This is a genomic window from Brakhagea slesvicensis (assembly GCF_052161625.1).
Lineage (GTDB): Bacteria > Planctomycetota > Planctomycetia > Pirellulales > Pirellulaceae > JBKCUI01.
On sequence record NZ_CP197412.1, the window covers coordinates 2,844,692 to 2,860,406 of the forward strand.

The following is a 15,715-nucleotide window of genomic DNA, read 5'->3' on the forward strand; positions in this document are numbered from 1 at the left end:
CATTTTTCGAGACTCTTCCACGTTGGATCCAGAAGTCGATATCATTCCGCTGGTTGTCTAGAACTCGGGTCCATCCGGCATTACCTTGGGCGAAGATCGAGTCCGCCACAGTAGAACAAGACAGCTTTTTTGAAGTTCTCGATGTTTCGAAAGCCGCTTGATCGACATGATCTTGCTATTGATCCCTTCGGCGAGAGCATTCATGGTCCTACGTGTAGCGGCGACCTTGTCATCTTGGATCGTAGCTTGGCGTTCTTCCAACCCATCGCGGTATTCGCTGCGGCGTGATACTGGGGCGCAGCGACCACGTACTCGCTCTTGTCACCGAAGATCTCGAATGCTTCGTCGAGGATCGGACGAAGCTCCGGAAAGATCGGGCAGCTACGAATGCCACGGCCTTCGTGATGCTCGACCTTTGGTTCTGGGATGCTCATTCGGTTCATTTCCCAATCGATGTCGTCCCAACGCAGTGATAGGGTTTCTGAGGGCGTACGAAGCCCACCGTAGCGACTCAGGCCCAAGATAACGCGCCACACCGGGCTGGCCTTCTTCATCAGCTTGTCGACCACTTCGCGAGGCACGTACTCGTTGACCTTCACCGAGCTCTTTTGGGTCTTTACCTTGCAGAACGGGTTCTCGTCGATGATCTTCCAGTCGACCGCGTCGTGCATGAATTGCCTCGCGAATTGGATCCGTTTGTGGATCGTCGTCGTAGCCATCCCTCGGGCTTTGAGCTTTTCGTGAAACTCTTTCGCGTGGCCCGCAGTGATTTGATTGATCTTGATCCCTGCGGGCATGAACTCTTTCAGGTTCGCAACCACCTGTTTCCATACCGCAACCGTTGCTGGCTTGCGACTCTTGCCGTGGCGTTCGATGTAGTCGTCCAAGAACTCTTCCATTGTCATGTTCTTGCGATTGACCACGATCTTTCCCGAAGAGATAAGATTCAATCGCTCGAGCTTCTCGCGGATCGCCGGAGACTCCGACAACCAACGGGCATCGTCGCGATCGATCGCATTGCCAAGGATCTTCGCATTCAACATACTCTCGACGCGTCGTTGCACACCCTCGGCTTCGCGCTGCGAAATCTTCCCAACGTAGAGTACCCGCCGCTTGCGATTCTCGTCGAAATACAGAACTCGCCTGTTACCGGATTTATCCGTCGAAATGGAAGCCATTCGATCCAATCTCCTCTTATCTGGTTACCTGAAAAACCTGTCGTGACTTGCGAGTCACTCGCGGTAGCCATTGGTTTGAGGGTTGGTTTCGATTCGCTTGCGTTCCAAGAACGCTTGGATGTCGGAAACGCGATAGCGAATCAGACGCCCCAGCTTCACGCATGGGAGTTCCCCCCTGGAGCGAAACTCAAAGACCATGCGGCGTGAAATGCCGAGCATTCGTGCTGCTTGCTCTTCGTCGACTACCATGGGATCGATCCCTGTTGAACCACTCATTTCTCACCATCCTTTTGCGTCATCTAGCAATGATTTGGAAAGGGAGTGAGTCGCCGATGGCCTATGGACACAGGAGGCTCACTTACCCGGGAAAGTCCAGTCGGTTTCTGCAGTCTTTCGACTGCTCTGGTAAGGTTGTGGGACTCTTTGGCTTTAGGAGGCCAAGTCCCCTAATCCGAACGATGCGAAACATTCACGTATCGATCCGACATGCTTGTGCACGGTGTGCCAGCTGAGGCCCATCGTTTGCGCGATCTCGTTGATTGATTGCCCTTCAGAGAGGGCATCACAGATGCTTTGCGACAACGGTGAAAGTTGCGATCGGGCCGTCGCGAGATCTTCGGATAGCGAAATGCGCCGAGACGCATTCACCCCATACGATGTATCTGCGACATCGCTTGGTAGGTTTTCACTTCCTGACACATGGTCGCTGTATCGCAGCCGTGTCCTTCGCATGAATCGCAACTGGCGATCGATCACAGAGGTGATGGCCGTTCGGAGCGATGCACCGTTGGACTTCTCGGCATCGAATTCGAAATCCATCAACACCATCAAGATCTGTTGCTGAACGTCTTCGATGTCGTGGCCTCGGATGCCCATGCGCCGGGCCCTGGCTGCGATCCATTTGGCAATTGTTCTTTCGGTCGTTCGTTTACATACGTCGATGCACATGACGATTCCTCGATTGGGTTCGCGTGGTTGTTTCGTTCGCGAGGCCATTGTTCGAGGAATACTCGGTCATGTATCTAGAGTCATACATGTAGTCTCGAAAGTCATATGGGACACATTACAGGGTCAAGTGACTCACTTCTGACCCCACGTGGGGTCAATTTACAGGGTCATGACTACATATATGACTACATATGTGACTACACATCTCAGTCATTACAGGGTCACGCACTCACTTCTCTTTTGACCCAAGCGCGCAAATTTCGAGGTCGAGCGGCAAATAACTAAGTGGAGGCACAACGCCTCCGAGATTCACCACGCAGGAGTTTGCCATGCACCAGTCGCTGTCGCTTCCATTCCTCGTCCACGAGTCGGCCGATGAATACCACGCTCATGCACGACACCATCTCTCGAGCCATCAATTGGCCGACTTTCGCAAGTGCCCCCAGCTCTACAATCGCAAGAAGACGCAACCACCCACAAGAGACGAATCCCCCGCATACTTGGTCGGCCGCGCTGCCCATGTGCTCATCCTCGAAGGCTTTCACTCCTCGGCCGGGAAGGATTGGCCACGGAAACTCAACACACGCATCTTGTTCGAGATCGGTGCAGCGGGCTGTTTGGGGGAGCGATTCTCCAGTGGCGAAGGGATCCAAGACGCCTTGTATCTTTCACCGAGTATGCTCTTCCAAACGGATGAGATCGATGGGATGCTCCAATCGATGAGCAAGTCGCGCGATGGAAGGCATGAGAACCTTATGTCGACGTTGCTCACGATGTACTCATCGGCCACTTCGGTTTATCCCATGCGTCGCAAGGCCGGTAAGGAATCTCCGGGGTCGATCGACCAACCCTGTTTGGTGGTCTGCCTTCGGTTGATTCGAAAGCTGCAGGAAATACCAGAGCGGCAACTGCCGCACAGTCTCTTGCTGAAGCGAATGAAAATAGATGCAAAGTCTTTTCAGGAAATGATCGCCACACTGGAGCGGCAAGGCGACATCGCCACGTCCATCGTTGCGACATCTGGGAGACCGCAGCGATTGTACAGGCTCATCAGGTCGATGTAGCCAGAGAGCTTCGGTGCTCGAATAGGATCGACTGTTTCCAAACAGTGTGTGGGGATGGTGGTTTCTCTGCACGCTGTTTTTCATTCGAGCATTGAAGTCGAGCAAAGAGACGAACGGTGGAGTGGGGAGGATCTAATCCAGTTGCCGAGCTTGTTGATGTAAGTAAAGCCGCGGTCGGTGGCTAGGGTTGATGCCACTCGTTCGTACGAATCCCTGAGGGGCTCACATGAGTTTCTCAATACTTCGTGAGGCCGCCGATGCCTTATTTGGAATTCCGCACGCTTACGCCTTCTGGGAATTCCCGATTTAACTTCTCTCGATCTAATTTCTCGTCTATTCTCCAATCCGTGAAAAGAAACTCGGTTTCGTTATTTGCAAATCCTGGTGACGAGTACGATTTAAAGGTTGCCTTTTGGGGAAGCCATACACGATCTGCCAATCTTCGGTGGTCATGAAAATCTCGAGTCGACTCAACGCTCCATTTGCCACTCTGTTCATCAAGCTTTCGTTGTATTCGTCGTACGACAGTAAACTGCAATTCGGGATCAATCCAGTACTCCATGCTTCGAGTCGACTTTCCCGAGTCGAAATGTTTCTGAACAACAATTACCTCTCTTCCATCCCAGATTTGAGCTTCTGCGATCTTGCAATTGCCTTTCTCGATAAATGAACGTGCTTTTTCAATGAAACTCATGGGCGAACCCAGCCTGCCTTGCAACCGTTTTTCAATAGATGCAAACGCAGCGGATTCCACACCTTCTACATCGAGCCGCATAAATCGTTTTCCAACTTCCCCATCAAAGGTTGCCCAAAACTCTTCCACCCCAACTGTTTTCGTCCCGTCTGGATTAAGCTGCGAAACAGTCCCTTGCCCCTCTGCCCAACCGATACCTCTAATATCAACGAACCAGGTCTCACGATGATTACCGTTTGCTTCGGTTGGGCCGTCGCTCGTTAATCTTCTTGTAATGTTCGACGAATTTATGGTGACGGAGATCGAATGGACTTTACCCTCCGTGATCCTTGCTTGCTCGGCCAGTTCCTCTAATCTAATGTCAATCTGACCACGCGTTTCAGCACCGACATAAGCTGTCACAGCGCAGAATACGATCATCAATCGCATCAACTGTATCGTGTTTCGTATGCAGCACATTTCAAGGCGTCTCCGTTGAGTAACATAGTGGCCAAACGGCACCATTGACCAAGCTCGACCAGTTGACTACGAGCAAGTCAAAACGGCTGATCGAGCACTTCGCGTGCAACCCTTTGTGTACGCCCGGCACGGGCGTTGGTTAATGGGGTTCAAGTCCCCTGTGCGAGATAGGACACTTGAGGAGATCAGTATACCAATGGCAACTGCAAGAGTGCAATCGCGCGGTGGTATGGGGAGGGTGCCCGGCAACGGGCACCCTTATCCGAGTCGTCCATTGTTAGTGCAGATGGATTCTAACAAAGCCGAATATTGGCGGGGAATGCAACCTAACCAAATCATTCAACAGCTTCGAACCAACGAAACCCCTCACGTCATCAAAGGGATCTTCCTTACGACGTTCCTGAATGTGAATATCTCCACCGGCCTCTCCAAAAATGGACACGATAAGCAAGCCCTGCTCATCATCCAAATAGAGGTCAAACTTCTCAATGCCTAGTTTTGGTAGTTGGCATTCATAGAAGTTAGGAAGTGAAGCGAATTGAGAATTCGAGAGAAACAAGGCAACATTCGAGTAGTAGTCCCAGCCAAATTCCAGCGGTGCAACTATCGTCGTCTGCAATGGAAACAGTCGTTGGACTTGTTCATTGACTTCGTACTTGTATGTGGACATGGACCGTTTGAGGGTTTTGAAGGACGAACGCTCGCGATCACCGATGTCGCGGCTAAAAAAATTGACCATCAGGAAACGGCCGACCCGTGACGTCGGTGCATCGCATGGTTATCCCGGCTTTTCAAATCCCAAGTCAGTCTGGAGCGCGTGAGATATGATAGTGTCCCTAATATGCCGTAATAAATCGATCATGGTACCACGATCGATTCCATTGTTCAATCGCTTCGATCCGAGTACATCATTCGTTAGTAACTCGAGTTTTCGAACAGCCTGATTCAACGCATCTGCAAGGGGATTTGTTTCGAGTTGCGCAGTGGCAAGAATGATGTCTTCTCGAGTAAACGAAAATGCCTCTAGGCCACAACACTGTGCAACGCATTGTTTTTCAAGTCGGGAAAACAGTGGTTCTAATGGCTCCAATATGTTGTCAATATACAACCAGGTTTCTTTGGCCCAGTCGTGTTGTACGAATGTGATCCATTCATTTTCACCAATGAGGAGGTCATCGGATTGTCGGTTCGAGTTGGGCACAGTCCAAGATGCTCTTTGGAGGGATAACGACCGAATTCAGCCAGCGCGAGCAGTTGACTCAAGGCAAGTCAGACGGCTGATCGAGCACTTGGCTGCAATTCAGTGTACGCCCGGCACGGGCGTTGGTTAATGGGGTTCAACTCCCCTGTGTGAGATAGGACACTTGAGGAAATCAGTATACCAATGGCAACTGCAAGAGTGCAATCGTACGGTGGTGTGGGGAGGGTGCTCGGCAACGGGCATCCTTACCCGATTCGTCTTTGATTCTAGCGGTTCATGCTGGAAATTGCCAAATAGATTCTGTTCCAATAGTATACGGTATCCAGTATTTTATCCGCTCTGTGATCGATTGGAATCTCTGGAACGGTGATCTTGGATACTTTGCCCTTTGAATCCCATTCGACCACCAAGTCATCTTCGTCGTAAGAGAACCATCGAATATTGATTGGAAGTGGCGATGCCATCACATAGGTGTCAGCAATAAACATCTTCTTGATATTGATTGTGGTTCCGTAGAGCCAGTGCGGTGGATGGGCGCCAATTCCGAGAATCGACCAGCCTTCGTTCCGTTCATAGGTGCTTAACGGTTTTCCTAAAGTTCGAAGGACATGATCTTCGGTATCGCCAACTTGAATTCCACCGGCGGCTTCGGCAACCCTGGACATGTGCGCCCGCTCAAGCGTCCCGATGCTTGCAATAAGCAACAGCCAATAAGCAGTGATCGTATTGCACATATGGTTCCCTGAAAAACGAACGTCTAAAATCAGCGAGTGCGAGGAGAAATCTCGACACAAGTCAGAACGTCTGACTGAGCACTTCGCCGCAATTTTTTGTGTACGCCCGGCACGGGCGTTGGTTAATGGGGTTCAAGTCCCCTGTGCAAGATAGGACACTTGAGGAGATCAGTATACCAAATGACCACTACGAAAGTGCAAGCACACGGTGGTGTGGGGAGGGTGCCCGGCAATGGGCATCCTTAGCCGATTAATTGCGTTTTGTCCCATTCGGTCGAAAGTGATTTTGCAGTTCCATTTTCATTGGTATCAAAGCACAAGCCTTAAGGCCAAATCTTCGACCCAATCCATCCGACAAATGCGCCCATCAATCCACACACCGGTGCGCCTACTAAAATGAACATCAACGCCACCAAGGAACCCATTCCACATGCCGCGGTTCCAGGTGGCAACGAAGCAGCATATGTGGATTCTAGATAAAGTCCATGAGCGCCAAAAACTATCGGGCAGGCAGGCAGCAGCAAGAATAGATCCCGTACCAATCCAGCGAGAAGACGATCGCGATTTACGCGACGCCGCATCGTTAAGCCGTGTTACTGTCGTTTGGTATGGAATTGTAGAGCTCATTGCCGACTGTAATTGAGCAAATAACGGCAGCGATAATCGAGTCGCGGCGATTGATTTTCCATTGCGAAATCGCTCGGCTACCGCTCTTTCGGTGCATCGCTTGGTTCTGCATCATCTCCGGTGTCAAGGCGTAGCACGAACGGATGCCATTCGTCAGGTGGATCAATGCCAGCCGATCCAAGGACGATGCCATTGTCGGTCTTTGTGATTTCCACGCCATCAATCGCGACCGTACGACGCCAAATTTCATCCCCGATATGTGAGATTGCGACCACGTCAGTATACGTTGACAGCAATGCAATGTCATGCTGGGGCAAAACGATAGCGTCAATGCCGAGTAAGTCCAAGTGTTTCCAATTCGTCGGTTCATTCGGTCGTACGAAGTAGCTTGCGCCCTTGGCGATAACGATAAACGCGTTTGCTTCTTGCCATTCGATAATCTTTGTGGCGTATCCGTATCCGTGTTGAATGTTCCCGATCCATTCTTCGCCAGACTTCGACGTGAATCTTACGACGCACCCTTCCGAGCACTCAGTCGGTTTGCCAGCGTGAAGGTGTATTGGCTCAGGACCGGTACCCGGTATGCCAGCTTCAAGGTTTGCCATCATCAGTTTAGGATGCAGAACGCCCGGCATCACCCAGGGCGAGTAGTAAACAAATGCACCGACCAAAACAGGGCGACCGAGCCCTTGGTGTGCATGCCATTGTTATTTGGTTTATTGTATACGCGACTGTGCTGACCATGTCCCGCTGGTCGGTGGAAAATCCCACTGTTCGCCATTGAGCCATCTGGTCTCTGCTCGTATCTGCCAGCTACCTTTGATGCGATTGCGATTCTCGTAAAAGTCCCCAGTGTAGTAAAGTATGTAAGATGGTTGGCCAGGAACAACAGTGAGTATACCTGACTCGTTGGTAACCCATAAACTTGCATATCTCTTTCGAAAGGTGATTCGGGTTTTTGTCAGTCTCCCTTGAATTGACGCTGGTTCTGTTATCCCCGGTTCAGAGTCAAGAACGTTCCCTGTGAAGCGGCCAAACCAACCGATTGCCAGTTGCATTTCAAAGTCAGTATCTGCATACAAATTCGACAGACCACTGAATGATTGGTCGTATGAGTAAACACCGCGCCAACGCGTCGCAATCGTTCGATTAGACATGTTACCTTTCGACCAAATAACACTACCGATCACCGGGCGGCGGCGAGCGTCGCAGCCATTCCCAAAACGCCCACCACCGCCGCTCCGTGTGCATCGGATGGTGTACGCCCGGCAGGGCGTTGGTTAATGGGGTTCAACTCCCCTGTGTGAGATAGGACACTTGAGGAGATCAGTATAACAAATCACCACTACGAAAGTGCAAGCAAACGGTGGTGTGGGGAGGGTGCCTGGCAACGGGCATCCTTACCCGATTGGACAGTTCCTTTTTATGTCCGAAGGTCAAAGTACCACGGAACACGCGGAACACACCGAAGGAAGACAACAGCCATCCCTCGTTCCTTTTCCGTGTATTCCGCGTCGTCCGTGGTTGAAAATTCTATGCGACTCAGGCCATCGATCACGTTCCAAACTAGCTTGTCCTTCTTCCTTTGCGGACTTCGCGCCTTTGCGAGAAACCGCCCTCCTCAACCTTGATTATCACGGGTCTTCTGACACGCATCGTCGTTAATCAAAGCCCATCGCATCAAGGGCTGTCTAACCCGGGCGAGCGGAGTCCTGTCCCCTCGGACTGCGTAAGGGAATCTCCAAGCTCCCGCTTTGCGACACTTGCATATTCAGTCAGTCTCTTCACAACATCAGGATGCGCCGAAGCGACGTTTTGCTGTTCGCCAGGGTCCTTGCTCAGATCGTACAGGGATAGCTCGAGCTGTTCGATTCGATATCCATGCCTTGTCGCAATCCCTTCCACTCCCGATTGAACAATCGAGGCAGGTGCCAGTTTCCCGAAATTCGATGGCTTCCCTCCCCGACCCGGCTCTCCCGCTGGCGTGATATACGGGTGTGCGAAATGCAATTTCCAACGACCGCTCCGTACGGCTTGCAATGCAGTGCCGGAATAAAAGTAAAGAGCTTCATGCGGGCCCTCCGCATCGGATGCTCCAAGAATGAACTCCTTGGCAGATCGACCGTCGATCGGTAACTGAGCGGACTTTCCACCGACGATCTCCGTCAATGTGGGTAACAGGTCTATCCCCATAAAAGGAGTCGAGCAGACGCGGTTGGCCGGGATCATTCCTTTCCACTGCATCAGGCAAGGAACTCGCACCCCACCTTCGAATGTCGTCAGCTTTCCCTCTCGCAGCGGTGCCGCAGAACCTGCGTGCTCGCCATACGAGAGAAAAGGCCCATTGTCTGAGATGAAGATGACAAGCGTTTTCTCTTCCAACTCCAACCGCTCAAGCGTTCCAAGAATCTCGCCGACCGACCAATCCAACTCTTCCATTACATCGCCATAAAGTCCCAACTGGCTTTTTCCGCGAAAACGTTCGGATGCAAAGATGGGGACGTGAGGCATCACGTGCGGCAAGTAAAGGAAGAATGGGCGAGTCTTGTTCCTTTCGATGAATTCGATCGCACGTTCGGTGAATCGCTTTGTAAAGAGAGATTGGTCGGGGTCGAGCTCGACAATTTTCTCCCCATCATACAGAGGGAGTGGAGGCATTTCCGAAGCGAGCGTCGGATGGTATTTCGTGTTGTCATTGGAGTAAGGAATTCCGAACCATTCGTCGAAGCCATGGCGGCAGGGATGGAATTTCAATCGAGTTCCGAGATGCCATTTCCCCATACCTGCGGTCGCGTATCCTCGGTCACGCAACATCTCCGGCAACAACCATTCCTCGGCAGCGATCCCATCGCGGCTTGTATGGTTGTACGCACCGTGCATGCCGAGCCGATTCGGGTAGCAGCCCGTCATCAACGCCGTTCGCGATGCCGTGCAGACAGCTTGCGCGACATAAAAGTCCGTAAACCGCGTTCCTTGGTTAGCAAGCTTATTCAACGAAGGAGTTTGGAACCCCTTCGCACCTTGTACTCCCAAATCGGCATAGCCCATATCATCCGCGACGATCAAGATCACATTGGGCGGTGCAAATGCAATAACCGCGGAGGGGAACCAACTATTCGCGAATCCGATAGCGAGCAAGACCACGCAAGCAAGCGAACATTTCATGATAGGAGAATCTTGGAGAGGTGAAGTGGGGGGACCCGTATAAGATAACGCAATCGGGAGGGTCGGTTTGGCTGGTTTCGAGTACAATACGGGCAGGAAGGTTTGGGATTAGGTCGGCTTCCACGCATTGAGGTTTAAACAGGAGAAATCGATGTCGTTTTGGCGCATGACGCTCCGTGAAATCCAGCATCGGGCGGTTCGCACCGGTCTGACCGTGCTCAGCGTTGCGTTAGGGACGGCCGCGGTGATTTCTGTCGCGTTAACCTCTTCCACCGTTCGCATGGCCCAGTCGTCCATGTTCGCTGCGTTGGTAGGTAAGACGGACTTCTTGATCACCGCAGAGGGGGGAGCCAGTTTTGATACCGGTCTTCTTCAATCGGTAAGCCAAGTTTCCGGAGTCCGAACAGCGGTTCCTACGGCGCAGCGTGCTACGTTGTTGTACGTCGGAGACAAGCGAGCCAAGACGCAGATCTTGGGGGTGGACTCCGAAGTCGATCAGTTGGTCCGCGACTATGAAGTGGTCGCCGGGGAGATGCCATCGAGCGGATCTGCATTGGCCTTGGACGAGCGATTCGCCAAGTCGATGGGGATTGAGATGGATTCGGAAGTCAAATTGCTTACCCGATCGGGCTTGCAGACTTGGAAGGTCGCAGCATTTCTGCGGCATCAAGGAGCGAGCAGTCTTTCCCAGGGGGGCGTCCTTTATGGTCCATTGCGGACCGTCCAGACACAGTTTCGAATCCGGCAGAAGCTGGACCGCATCGAGGTGCTGATTGACCCCGAGGGAGATCGCGAGGGCATACGCAAAGGGATCGCGGAGGTGCTCCCTGTTGGGGTGGGAATCAAGGCCCCGGCACAGGACAATCAGATGGCCGATCAGACCATACGTTCGGCAGAGCTTGGACTGACGTTGGCGACAGCTTTCGCATTGATGATCGCGGTGTTCACGATCTTCAACACGTTTCAAATGGTAGTCGGGGAGCGTCGCAGGCAGCTTGGAATTCTCCGAGCTATCGGAGCGACTCGCAAGCAGATACAAGGTTTCGTGATGCGCGAAGCGCTGATGCTTGGGGCGATCGGAACGGTGGTGGGTTCGTTGGTGGGAGTCGTCGGCGCTTTCTTTCTGGTACGAGCCACCTCCCAGGTACTGCAGACCGGCATGCCAGATCCACAAGTGCATTGGTGGCCCTTTGCGCTCGCCGTTGTTTTTGGTTTAGGTATTTCGTGGGCTGGAGCGTTTCTTCCAGCGCGGCGCGCGGGCATGCTTTCGCCGTCGGAGGCCATGCAAGTGGTGATCGCATCGGAGATGAGGGGATCGAGTTGGCGATGGCCTGCCTTAGGAGGACTGTTGGTCGCTTTGGGCGCGGGGCTGCACCTGGGGAGTTTTCTCGGGCTGTTGTCGATGAAATGGACGATCGCGGCGTCGGTCTCGATCTTGGTAGGGATCGTATTTTTACTCCCATTGATGGTGGAGCCCACATCTCGCTGGGTGCAATGGTTGATCAGGCCATTGCTAGGGGTGGAGTCGGGGCTTGCCCATCGTCAGCTGTTGAGGCACCGAAGTCGGACGGCTATGACTGCGAGTGTGTTGTTCATTGCGATCAGTACCGGGATTGGGCTGGGACTGACCATCATGGACAACATTCGAGATGTCGACGTCTGGTGTTCGCGAGCGCTCGTCGGAGATTTTTTTGTTCGTGCGACGATGCCCGATATGTCGACGGGGCGGTCCGCAGATCTTTCGGATGCGGTTGGTGAAGAGCTTCGTGCGATGGAGGGGATCGAGCAAGTCACACCCCTTCGTTTTGTGAGCGCAAGGTCGGGTGAAAACTCGGTGATTGTTGTGATTCGAAAGTATCAGGAGGCGGATTCAGTCAGCTTCGATGTGGTCGATGGAAAAGCCAACGAGATTGGTGCAGGATTGGCAAACGGGGAAGTGGCGATTGGAAGCGTTCTCAGCGAGCGATTGAAGATTCATCGCGGAGATGTTCTGCCCATGGAAACTCTATCTGGTGTTCGGGAGTATCGCATTGCCGGAGTGGTCAACGATTACATCGCCGGCGGGCTCACGGTTTATATGGACCGAGGTGCTGCGGAAGATGCCTTTCAAGTCGAGGGACAGGATGCTTACATCGTCGATGCCATGCCCGGTCGCGAAAGCGAGGTGGAGTCGCGTGTTCAAGCCTTGTGCCAGGCCGAGGGGTTATTGTTTCAATCGAACGCCGACTTGGTGGAGATGATTCGTTCCATGTCGCGCGGGGTGAATGCGGGGCTTTGGGGATTGTTGGCATTGGGATCGGCCATCGCCTCGTTCGGTCTCGTGAACACGCTTTCGATGAACATCATCGAGCAAACGCGAGAGATTGGGTTGTTGCGAGTCGTTGCGATGACGCGAGCTCAAGTCCGTCGGATGATTGTCTCGCAGGCATTGCTCCTTGGGATTGTTGGATTCGTTCCTGGAGCCTTGATGGGGGGAGTCATCGCCTATTTGATCAATCTGTCCACCTATACGGCGACTGGCCACGACGTGGAATTGGTTCTAAGGCCTTGGTTCTTTTTTTCAAGCGTGACGTTAGCGATGGTCATGGCGGTGGCAGCGTCCCTCGTCCCGGCGGAACGAGCAGCCAGAATCCATTTAAAGACGGCATTGGGGTACGAATAATCCAATCATTGCGTCTCTGGTATACTGGCGGGGCGGAGCATCCCTCCGAGTCATCTTCCTTCTTGAGTATTTCTTACGGTCAGCCCTATGGACTCTGCTTCACGCGCCAGTGCACCGCTGCTCACACCTGAATTGATGAGCAAATTGGAGCGGATGGAGTTAGTCAGTCGAAAGATCTTTCGCGGCCGAATGAAGGGGGAGCGAAGGAGCAAACGGAAGGGGCAAAGCGTCGAGTTTGCCGATTTCAGAAATTACTCGTCGGGAGACGATCTCCGGTTCATCGATTGGAATCTCTACGCGCGGTTGGATAGGCTCTATCTCAAATTGTTTTTGGAAGAGGAGGATTTGCACTTCTATGCCATCCTCGATGATTCGCTTTCGATGGGATTCGGGGACCCTAGCAAACTGCATGTCGGGAAGCAGATCGCTGCCAGTTTGGGATACATCGGGCTTTGTCGCGGCGATCGCGTGTCGGTCTCGGGGTTCGCATCGGCCGGAACTCCTGTTGTACTCCGCGGGAAGTCGAACGCGCATCGACTGATGGGGGCATTGGAATCCATCGAATGTGGATCGGGAGGAGTCGAGATGCAGGACGCGATCAAGCGTTTCTGTCTGCGGAATTCGGGCAAGGGGATCGCGGTCGTTATTTCGGACCTCATGAGCAAGACCGGTTACGAATCAGCCCTTCGAATGTTGGTCGCACGCGGGATGGATGTCTTCCTCGTTCATATTCTCAGCCCCGAAGAATTGGAACCTAAACTGGTGGGGGATTTGAAGCTTGTCGATTGCGAGGATGGCGACGTGCGCGAGCTTTCGATTTCCGTTCCGATCCTCCAGCGGTACCAACAAACATTGAATGCGTTTGTCGATCAAGCGAAGACATTCTGCAATCGTCTCTCGATCACCTATGTTCCGGCGAGAAGCGATCGAGCGGCCGATCAGCTGGTCAACGAGTATTTGCGCGCTAGGGGGCTTGTTCGATGAACTGGATCAACACGCTTACTTGGCCATGGTGGTTGGTCATGGCCGCCATTCCTCCAGCGGTGCTCAGCCTTTACTTCTTGAAGCTGCGCCGCCGCCCCATCACGGTGTCCAGCACGCTGCTTTGGAGGAGAGCCCTCGAGGATCTTCACGTCAACAGTATTTGGCAGAGGCTTCGGAACAACATTTTGTTATGGCTGCAATTGTTGTTCTTGCTATTGGCCATCCTGGCTTGTTTGCGTCCCGGCTGGCAAGGGACCGATTCGGTCGGTGAACGCCGCGTCTACTTGATCGATCAGTCGGCCAGTATGCAGACCGATGAGGAGGGATCGAGCCGGCTGGAAAAGGCAAAAGAGCAAGTGCGGAATTTGATCTCGCAAACGGGAAGCGATGATGTGGGGATGGTCATCGCGTTCTCCGATCGTGCGGATGTTCGTCAGGGGTTTACCAAAGATAAAAACAAACTGCTCTCTGCGGTCCAATCGATCGAACCCACCCAAAGGACGACCGATATCAGCGAAGCGCTGCGGGCTGCGGCAGGGCTCGCGAATCCCGGCCGATCGAGCTTCGACAAGGTCGGGGATATTCAAGTCGCCGATGCGATTCCCGCCAAGGTTTTCGTAATGAGCGATGGTGCGTTCAGCGGACTCGAAGAAGCGGACTTAGGGCAACTGCAGGTGGAGTATGTACCCATCGGTGAGGCGAAGACCCCCAATGTCGCGATCCTCAGCTTCGCTGTGCAACGGAATGACGAGAAGCAGAATGCCATGGAAGCGTTTGCTCGGATCACCAACTTCGGCGACGAACCGGTAATGTGTACAGCGTCTCTCGAACTCAACGGAGAATTGGCGGATGCCAACGAAATTGCCATCGAGCCGGGGAAAGAAACCGCATTGCTGTTCGATCTGCAGCAGCTGGAACAAGGTGACTTGAAACTCACGCTCGACTACGAAGATCCACTCATGATCGACAATGTGGCCTACGCAGCTATCCGCCCGAGCCGCCGTATCTCGGTGCTTGTACTCACTCCTGGAAACTCTGCGTTGGAAGCGGCGCTTCAGACCGAGAGATGCCAACGGATCGCGACCGTCCAAGTCGAATCGGTTGACTTCCTTGCCAAGTTGGAGGCGAGCGAAACCGATCTCTCATCTCCATACGATTTGATTCTGTTCGACCAATGTGCACCGAAAAAGATGCCGAATGCGAATACGCTGTTCCTTGGAACTCCACCTCCTGAGACGGAGGATGCCACGACCAAAGGATGGACACAGGGACCGGATGATGGACCTCTCTTTATTTTGGATGTCAATCGCCAGAATCCGATCACGCAATACTTAGAAATGGCTTCGGTCACTATTTTTGAGGGCCACACCGTTACGCCACCGGAAGGAGGCACGGTTTTGATGACCAGCAACAATGGTCCCATCTTTGCCGTTGCACCGAGGGGGCCGTTCCAAGACGCCGTAATGGGGTTTTCGCTGGTTGAGAATTCCGAACGCGGCCTGGAGATCAACACCGATTGGGGAAGGAAGCGGAGTTTTCCAGTCTTTATCTACTCGGTGATCGAGCATTTGGGGGGCGGTATTACCGAGGCCACGGCCCCCACGGTGCTGCCGGGGCAAGCGATTGGGTTGACACTCTCCAACCGTTTCGATTCCTACCGAGTCGAATCTCCGAGCGGAACGAGCTATCCTCTGGAACGTAATTCCGAATCGCGATTAACATTCACGCGGACGGATGAACTCGGTTCCTACCGCGTTTATGCGGGGGAAGAAACCGAGCCGATGGAGACCTTCTGCGTGAATTTGTTTTCTCCCCAGGAGAGCAAGTTGGATGTGATGGAGGGGATTGACATAGGCGGTAACCAAATCGCTGCAACCGGCTCCGTCATTCAAGCTCGTCAGGAGATTTGGCGGTGGCTACTGGTAGTCGGGTTGATCCTGCTCATGGCCGAATGGGTCGTCTTTAATCGACGAATCTTCGCCTAGGACCTAGGATCGTT

Annotated in this window: 13 protein-coding genes; 5 read left to right on the plus strand and 8 right to left on the minus strand. The window is 53.0% G+C overall.

Annotation, left to right across the window (positions count from 1 at the left end; translation table 11 throughout):
• Window positions 1-200: 200 nt before the first annotated feature.
• From SH467x_RS10690 to SH467x_RS10700, 3 genes are all read right to left on the minus strand, one after another.
• The gene (locus SH467x_RS10690) at window positions 201-1,178 is read right to left on the minus strand and encodes a tyrosine-type recombinase/integrase (RefSeq protein WP_482371260.1); all 978 of its coding nucleotides are present in this window, start codon (window positions 1,176-1,178) and stop codon (window positions 201-203) included.
• Window positions 1,179-1,232: 54 nt separating this feature from the next.
• On the minus strand, window positions 1,233-1,454 hold the full coding sequence (locus SH467x_RS10695) for a helix-turn-helix domain-containing protein (protein WP_482371261.1): 222 nt from the start codon (window positions 1,452-1,454) through the stop codon (window positions 1,233-1,235).
• 153 nt (window positions 1,455-1,607) lie between these two features.
• Entirely contained in the window at window positions 1,608-2,126 is a 519-nt protein-coding gene (locus SH467x_RS10700; protein WP_482371262.1) for a sigma-70 RNA polymerase sigma factor region 4 domain-containing protein, read from the minus strand.
• Window positions 2,127-2,455: 329 nt separating this feature from the next.
• Here SH467x_RS10700 and SH467x_RS10705 point away from each other — a divergent pair, with 329 nt between their 5' ends.
• A complete protein-coding gene (locus tag SH467x_RS10705) occupies window positions 2,456-3,190 on the plus strand; it encodes a hypothetical protein (RefSeq protein WP_482371263.1) in 735 nt (244 codons plus the stop codon).
• A 262-nt stretch (window positions 3,191-3,452) separates the two neighbouring features.
• Here SH467x_RS10705 and SH467x_RS10710 read toward each other — a convergent pair whose 3' ends face one another.
• Window positions 3,453-4,313 (minus strand): hypothetical protein, encoded by an 861-nt coding sequence (locus tag SH467x_RS10710; protein ID WP_482371264.1) that lies wholly within the window; start codon window positions 4,311-4,313, stop codon window positions 3,453-3,455.
• A gap of 226 nt (window positions 4,314-4,539) precedes the next feature.
• Between SH467x_RS10710 and SH467x_RS10715 the strand changes: the two genes are divergently transcribed.
• Window positions 4,540-4,839 carry a hypothetical protein gene (locus tag SH467x_RS10715; protein ID WP_482371265.1) on the plus strand — a complete coding sequence of 100 codons (300 nt, stop codon included), beginning with the start codon at window positions 4,540-4,542 and terminating at the stop codon, window positions 4,837-4,839.
• A gap of 282 nt (window positions 4,840-5,121) precedes the next feature.
• Here the strand turns inward: SH467x_RS10715 and SH467x_RS10720 are convergent, their stop codons facing one another.
• The 4 genes from SH467x_RS10720 to SH467x_RS10735 all read right to left on the minus strand — a co-directional run bounded on the left by SH467x_RS10720 (window position 5,122) and on the right by SH467x_RS10735 (window position 10,070).
• A complete protein-coding gene (locus SH467x_RS10720) occupies window positions 5,122-5,544 on the minus strand; it encodes a DUF6331 family protein (protein ID WP_482371266.1) in 423 nt (140 codons plus the stop codon).
• Between the two features lie 266 nt (window positions 5,545-5,810).
• Window positions 5,811-6,278, minus strand: coding sequence for a hypothetical protein (locus tag SH467x_RS10725; RefSeq protein WP_482371267.1), 468 nt, complete (start codon window positions 6,276-6,278; stop codon window positions 5,811-5,813).
• Window positions 6,279-6,982: 704 nt separating this feature from the next.
• Entirely contained in the window at window positions 6,983-7,513 is a 531-nt protein-coding gene (locus tag SH467x_RS10730) for a hypothetical protein (protein ID WP_482371268.1), read from the minus strand.
• Between the two features lie 1,072 nt (window positions 7,514-8,585).
• A complete protein-coding gene (locus SH467x_RS10735; protein WP_482371269.1) occupies window positions 8,586-10,070 on the minus strand; it encodes a sulfatase family protein in 1,485 nt (494 codons plus the stop codon).
• Window positions 10,071-10,221: 151 nt separating this feature from the next.
• On the opposite strand from SH467x_RS10735, the gene SH467x_RS10740 reads away from it, so the two are divergent.
• From SH467x_RS10740 to SH467x_RS10750, 3 genes are all read left to right on the plus strand, one after another.
• The gene (locus tag SH467x_RS10740; RefSeq protein ID WP_482371270.1) at window positions 10,222-12,732 is read left to right on the plus strand and encodes an FtsX-like permease family protein; all 2,511 of its coding nucleotides are present in this window, start codon (window positions 10,222-10,224) and stop codon (window positions 12,730-12,732) included.
• Between the two features lie 87 nt (window positions 12,733-12,819).
• On the plus strand, window positions 12,820-13,716 hold the full coding sequence (locus SH467x_RS10745; RefSeq protein ID WP_482371271.1) for a DUF58 domain-containing protein: 897 nt from the start codon (window positions 12,820-12,822) through the stop codon (window positions 13,714-13,716).
• Complete coding sequence (locus tag SH467x_RS10750) at window positions 13,713-15,701, plus strand: VWA domain-containing protein (RefSeq protein WP_482371272.1); 1,989 nt, start codon at window positions 13,713-13,715, stop codon at window positions 15,699-15,701. Before SH467x_RS10745 ends, SH467x_RS10750 begins: the two co-directional genes overlap by 4 nt.
• Window positions 15,702-15,715 lie beyond the last annotated feature (14 nt).

Bases quoted from the DNA above. Each gene is read 5' to 3' on its own strand.
- SH467x_RS10730 (WP_482371268.1), bottom strand. From the start codon at position 7,513: ATGATGGCAAACCTTGAAGCTGGCATACCGGGTACCGGTCCTGAGCCA.
- SH467x_RS10735 (WP_482371269.1), bottom strand. From the start codon at position 10,070: ATGAAATGTTCGCTTGCTTGCGTGGTCTTGCTCGCTATCGGATTCGCG.
- SH467x_RS10690 (WP_482371260.1), bottom strand. From the start codon at position 1,178: ATGGCTTCCATTTCGACGGATAAATCCGGTAACAGGCGAGTTCTGTAT.
- SH467x_RS10710 (WP_482371264.1), bottom strand. From the start codon at position 4,313: ATGCGATTGATGATCGTATTCTGCGCTGTGACAGCTTATGTCGGTGCT.
- SH467x_RS10745 (WP_482371271.1), top strand. From the start codon at position 12,820: ATGGACTCTGCTTCACGCGCCAGTGCACCGCTGCTCACACCTGAATTG.
- SH467x_RS10740 (WP_482371270.1), top strand. From the start codon at position 10,222: ATGTCGTTTTGGCGCATGACGCTCCGTGAAATCCAGCATCGGGCGGTT.
- SH467x_RS10705 (WP_482371263.1), top strand. From the start codon at position 2,456: ATGCACCAGTCGCTGTCGCTTCCATTCCTCGTCCACGAGTCGGCCGAT.
- SH467x_RS10715 (WP_482371265.1), top strand. From the start codon at position 4,540: ATGGCAACTGCAAGAGTGCAATCGCGCGGTGGTATGGGGAGGGTGCCC.
- SH467x_RS10695 (WP_482371261.1), bottom strand. From the start codon at position 1,454: ATGAGTGGTTCAACAGGGATCGATCCCATGGTAGTCGACGAAGAGCAA.
- SH467x_RS10750 (WP_482371272.1), top strand. From the start codon at position 13,713: ATGAACTGGATCAACACGCTTACTTGGCCATGGTGGTTGGTCATGGCC.
- SH467x_RS10700 (WP_482371262.1), bottom strand. From the start codon at position 2,126: ATGTGCATCGACGTATGTAAACGAACGACCGAAAGAACAATTGCCAAA.
- SH467x_RS10725 (WP_482371267.1), bottom strand. From the start codon at position 6,278: ATGTGCAATACGATCACTGCTTATTGGCTGTTGCTTATTGCAAGCATC.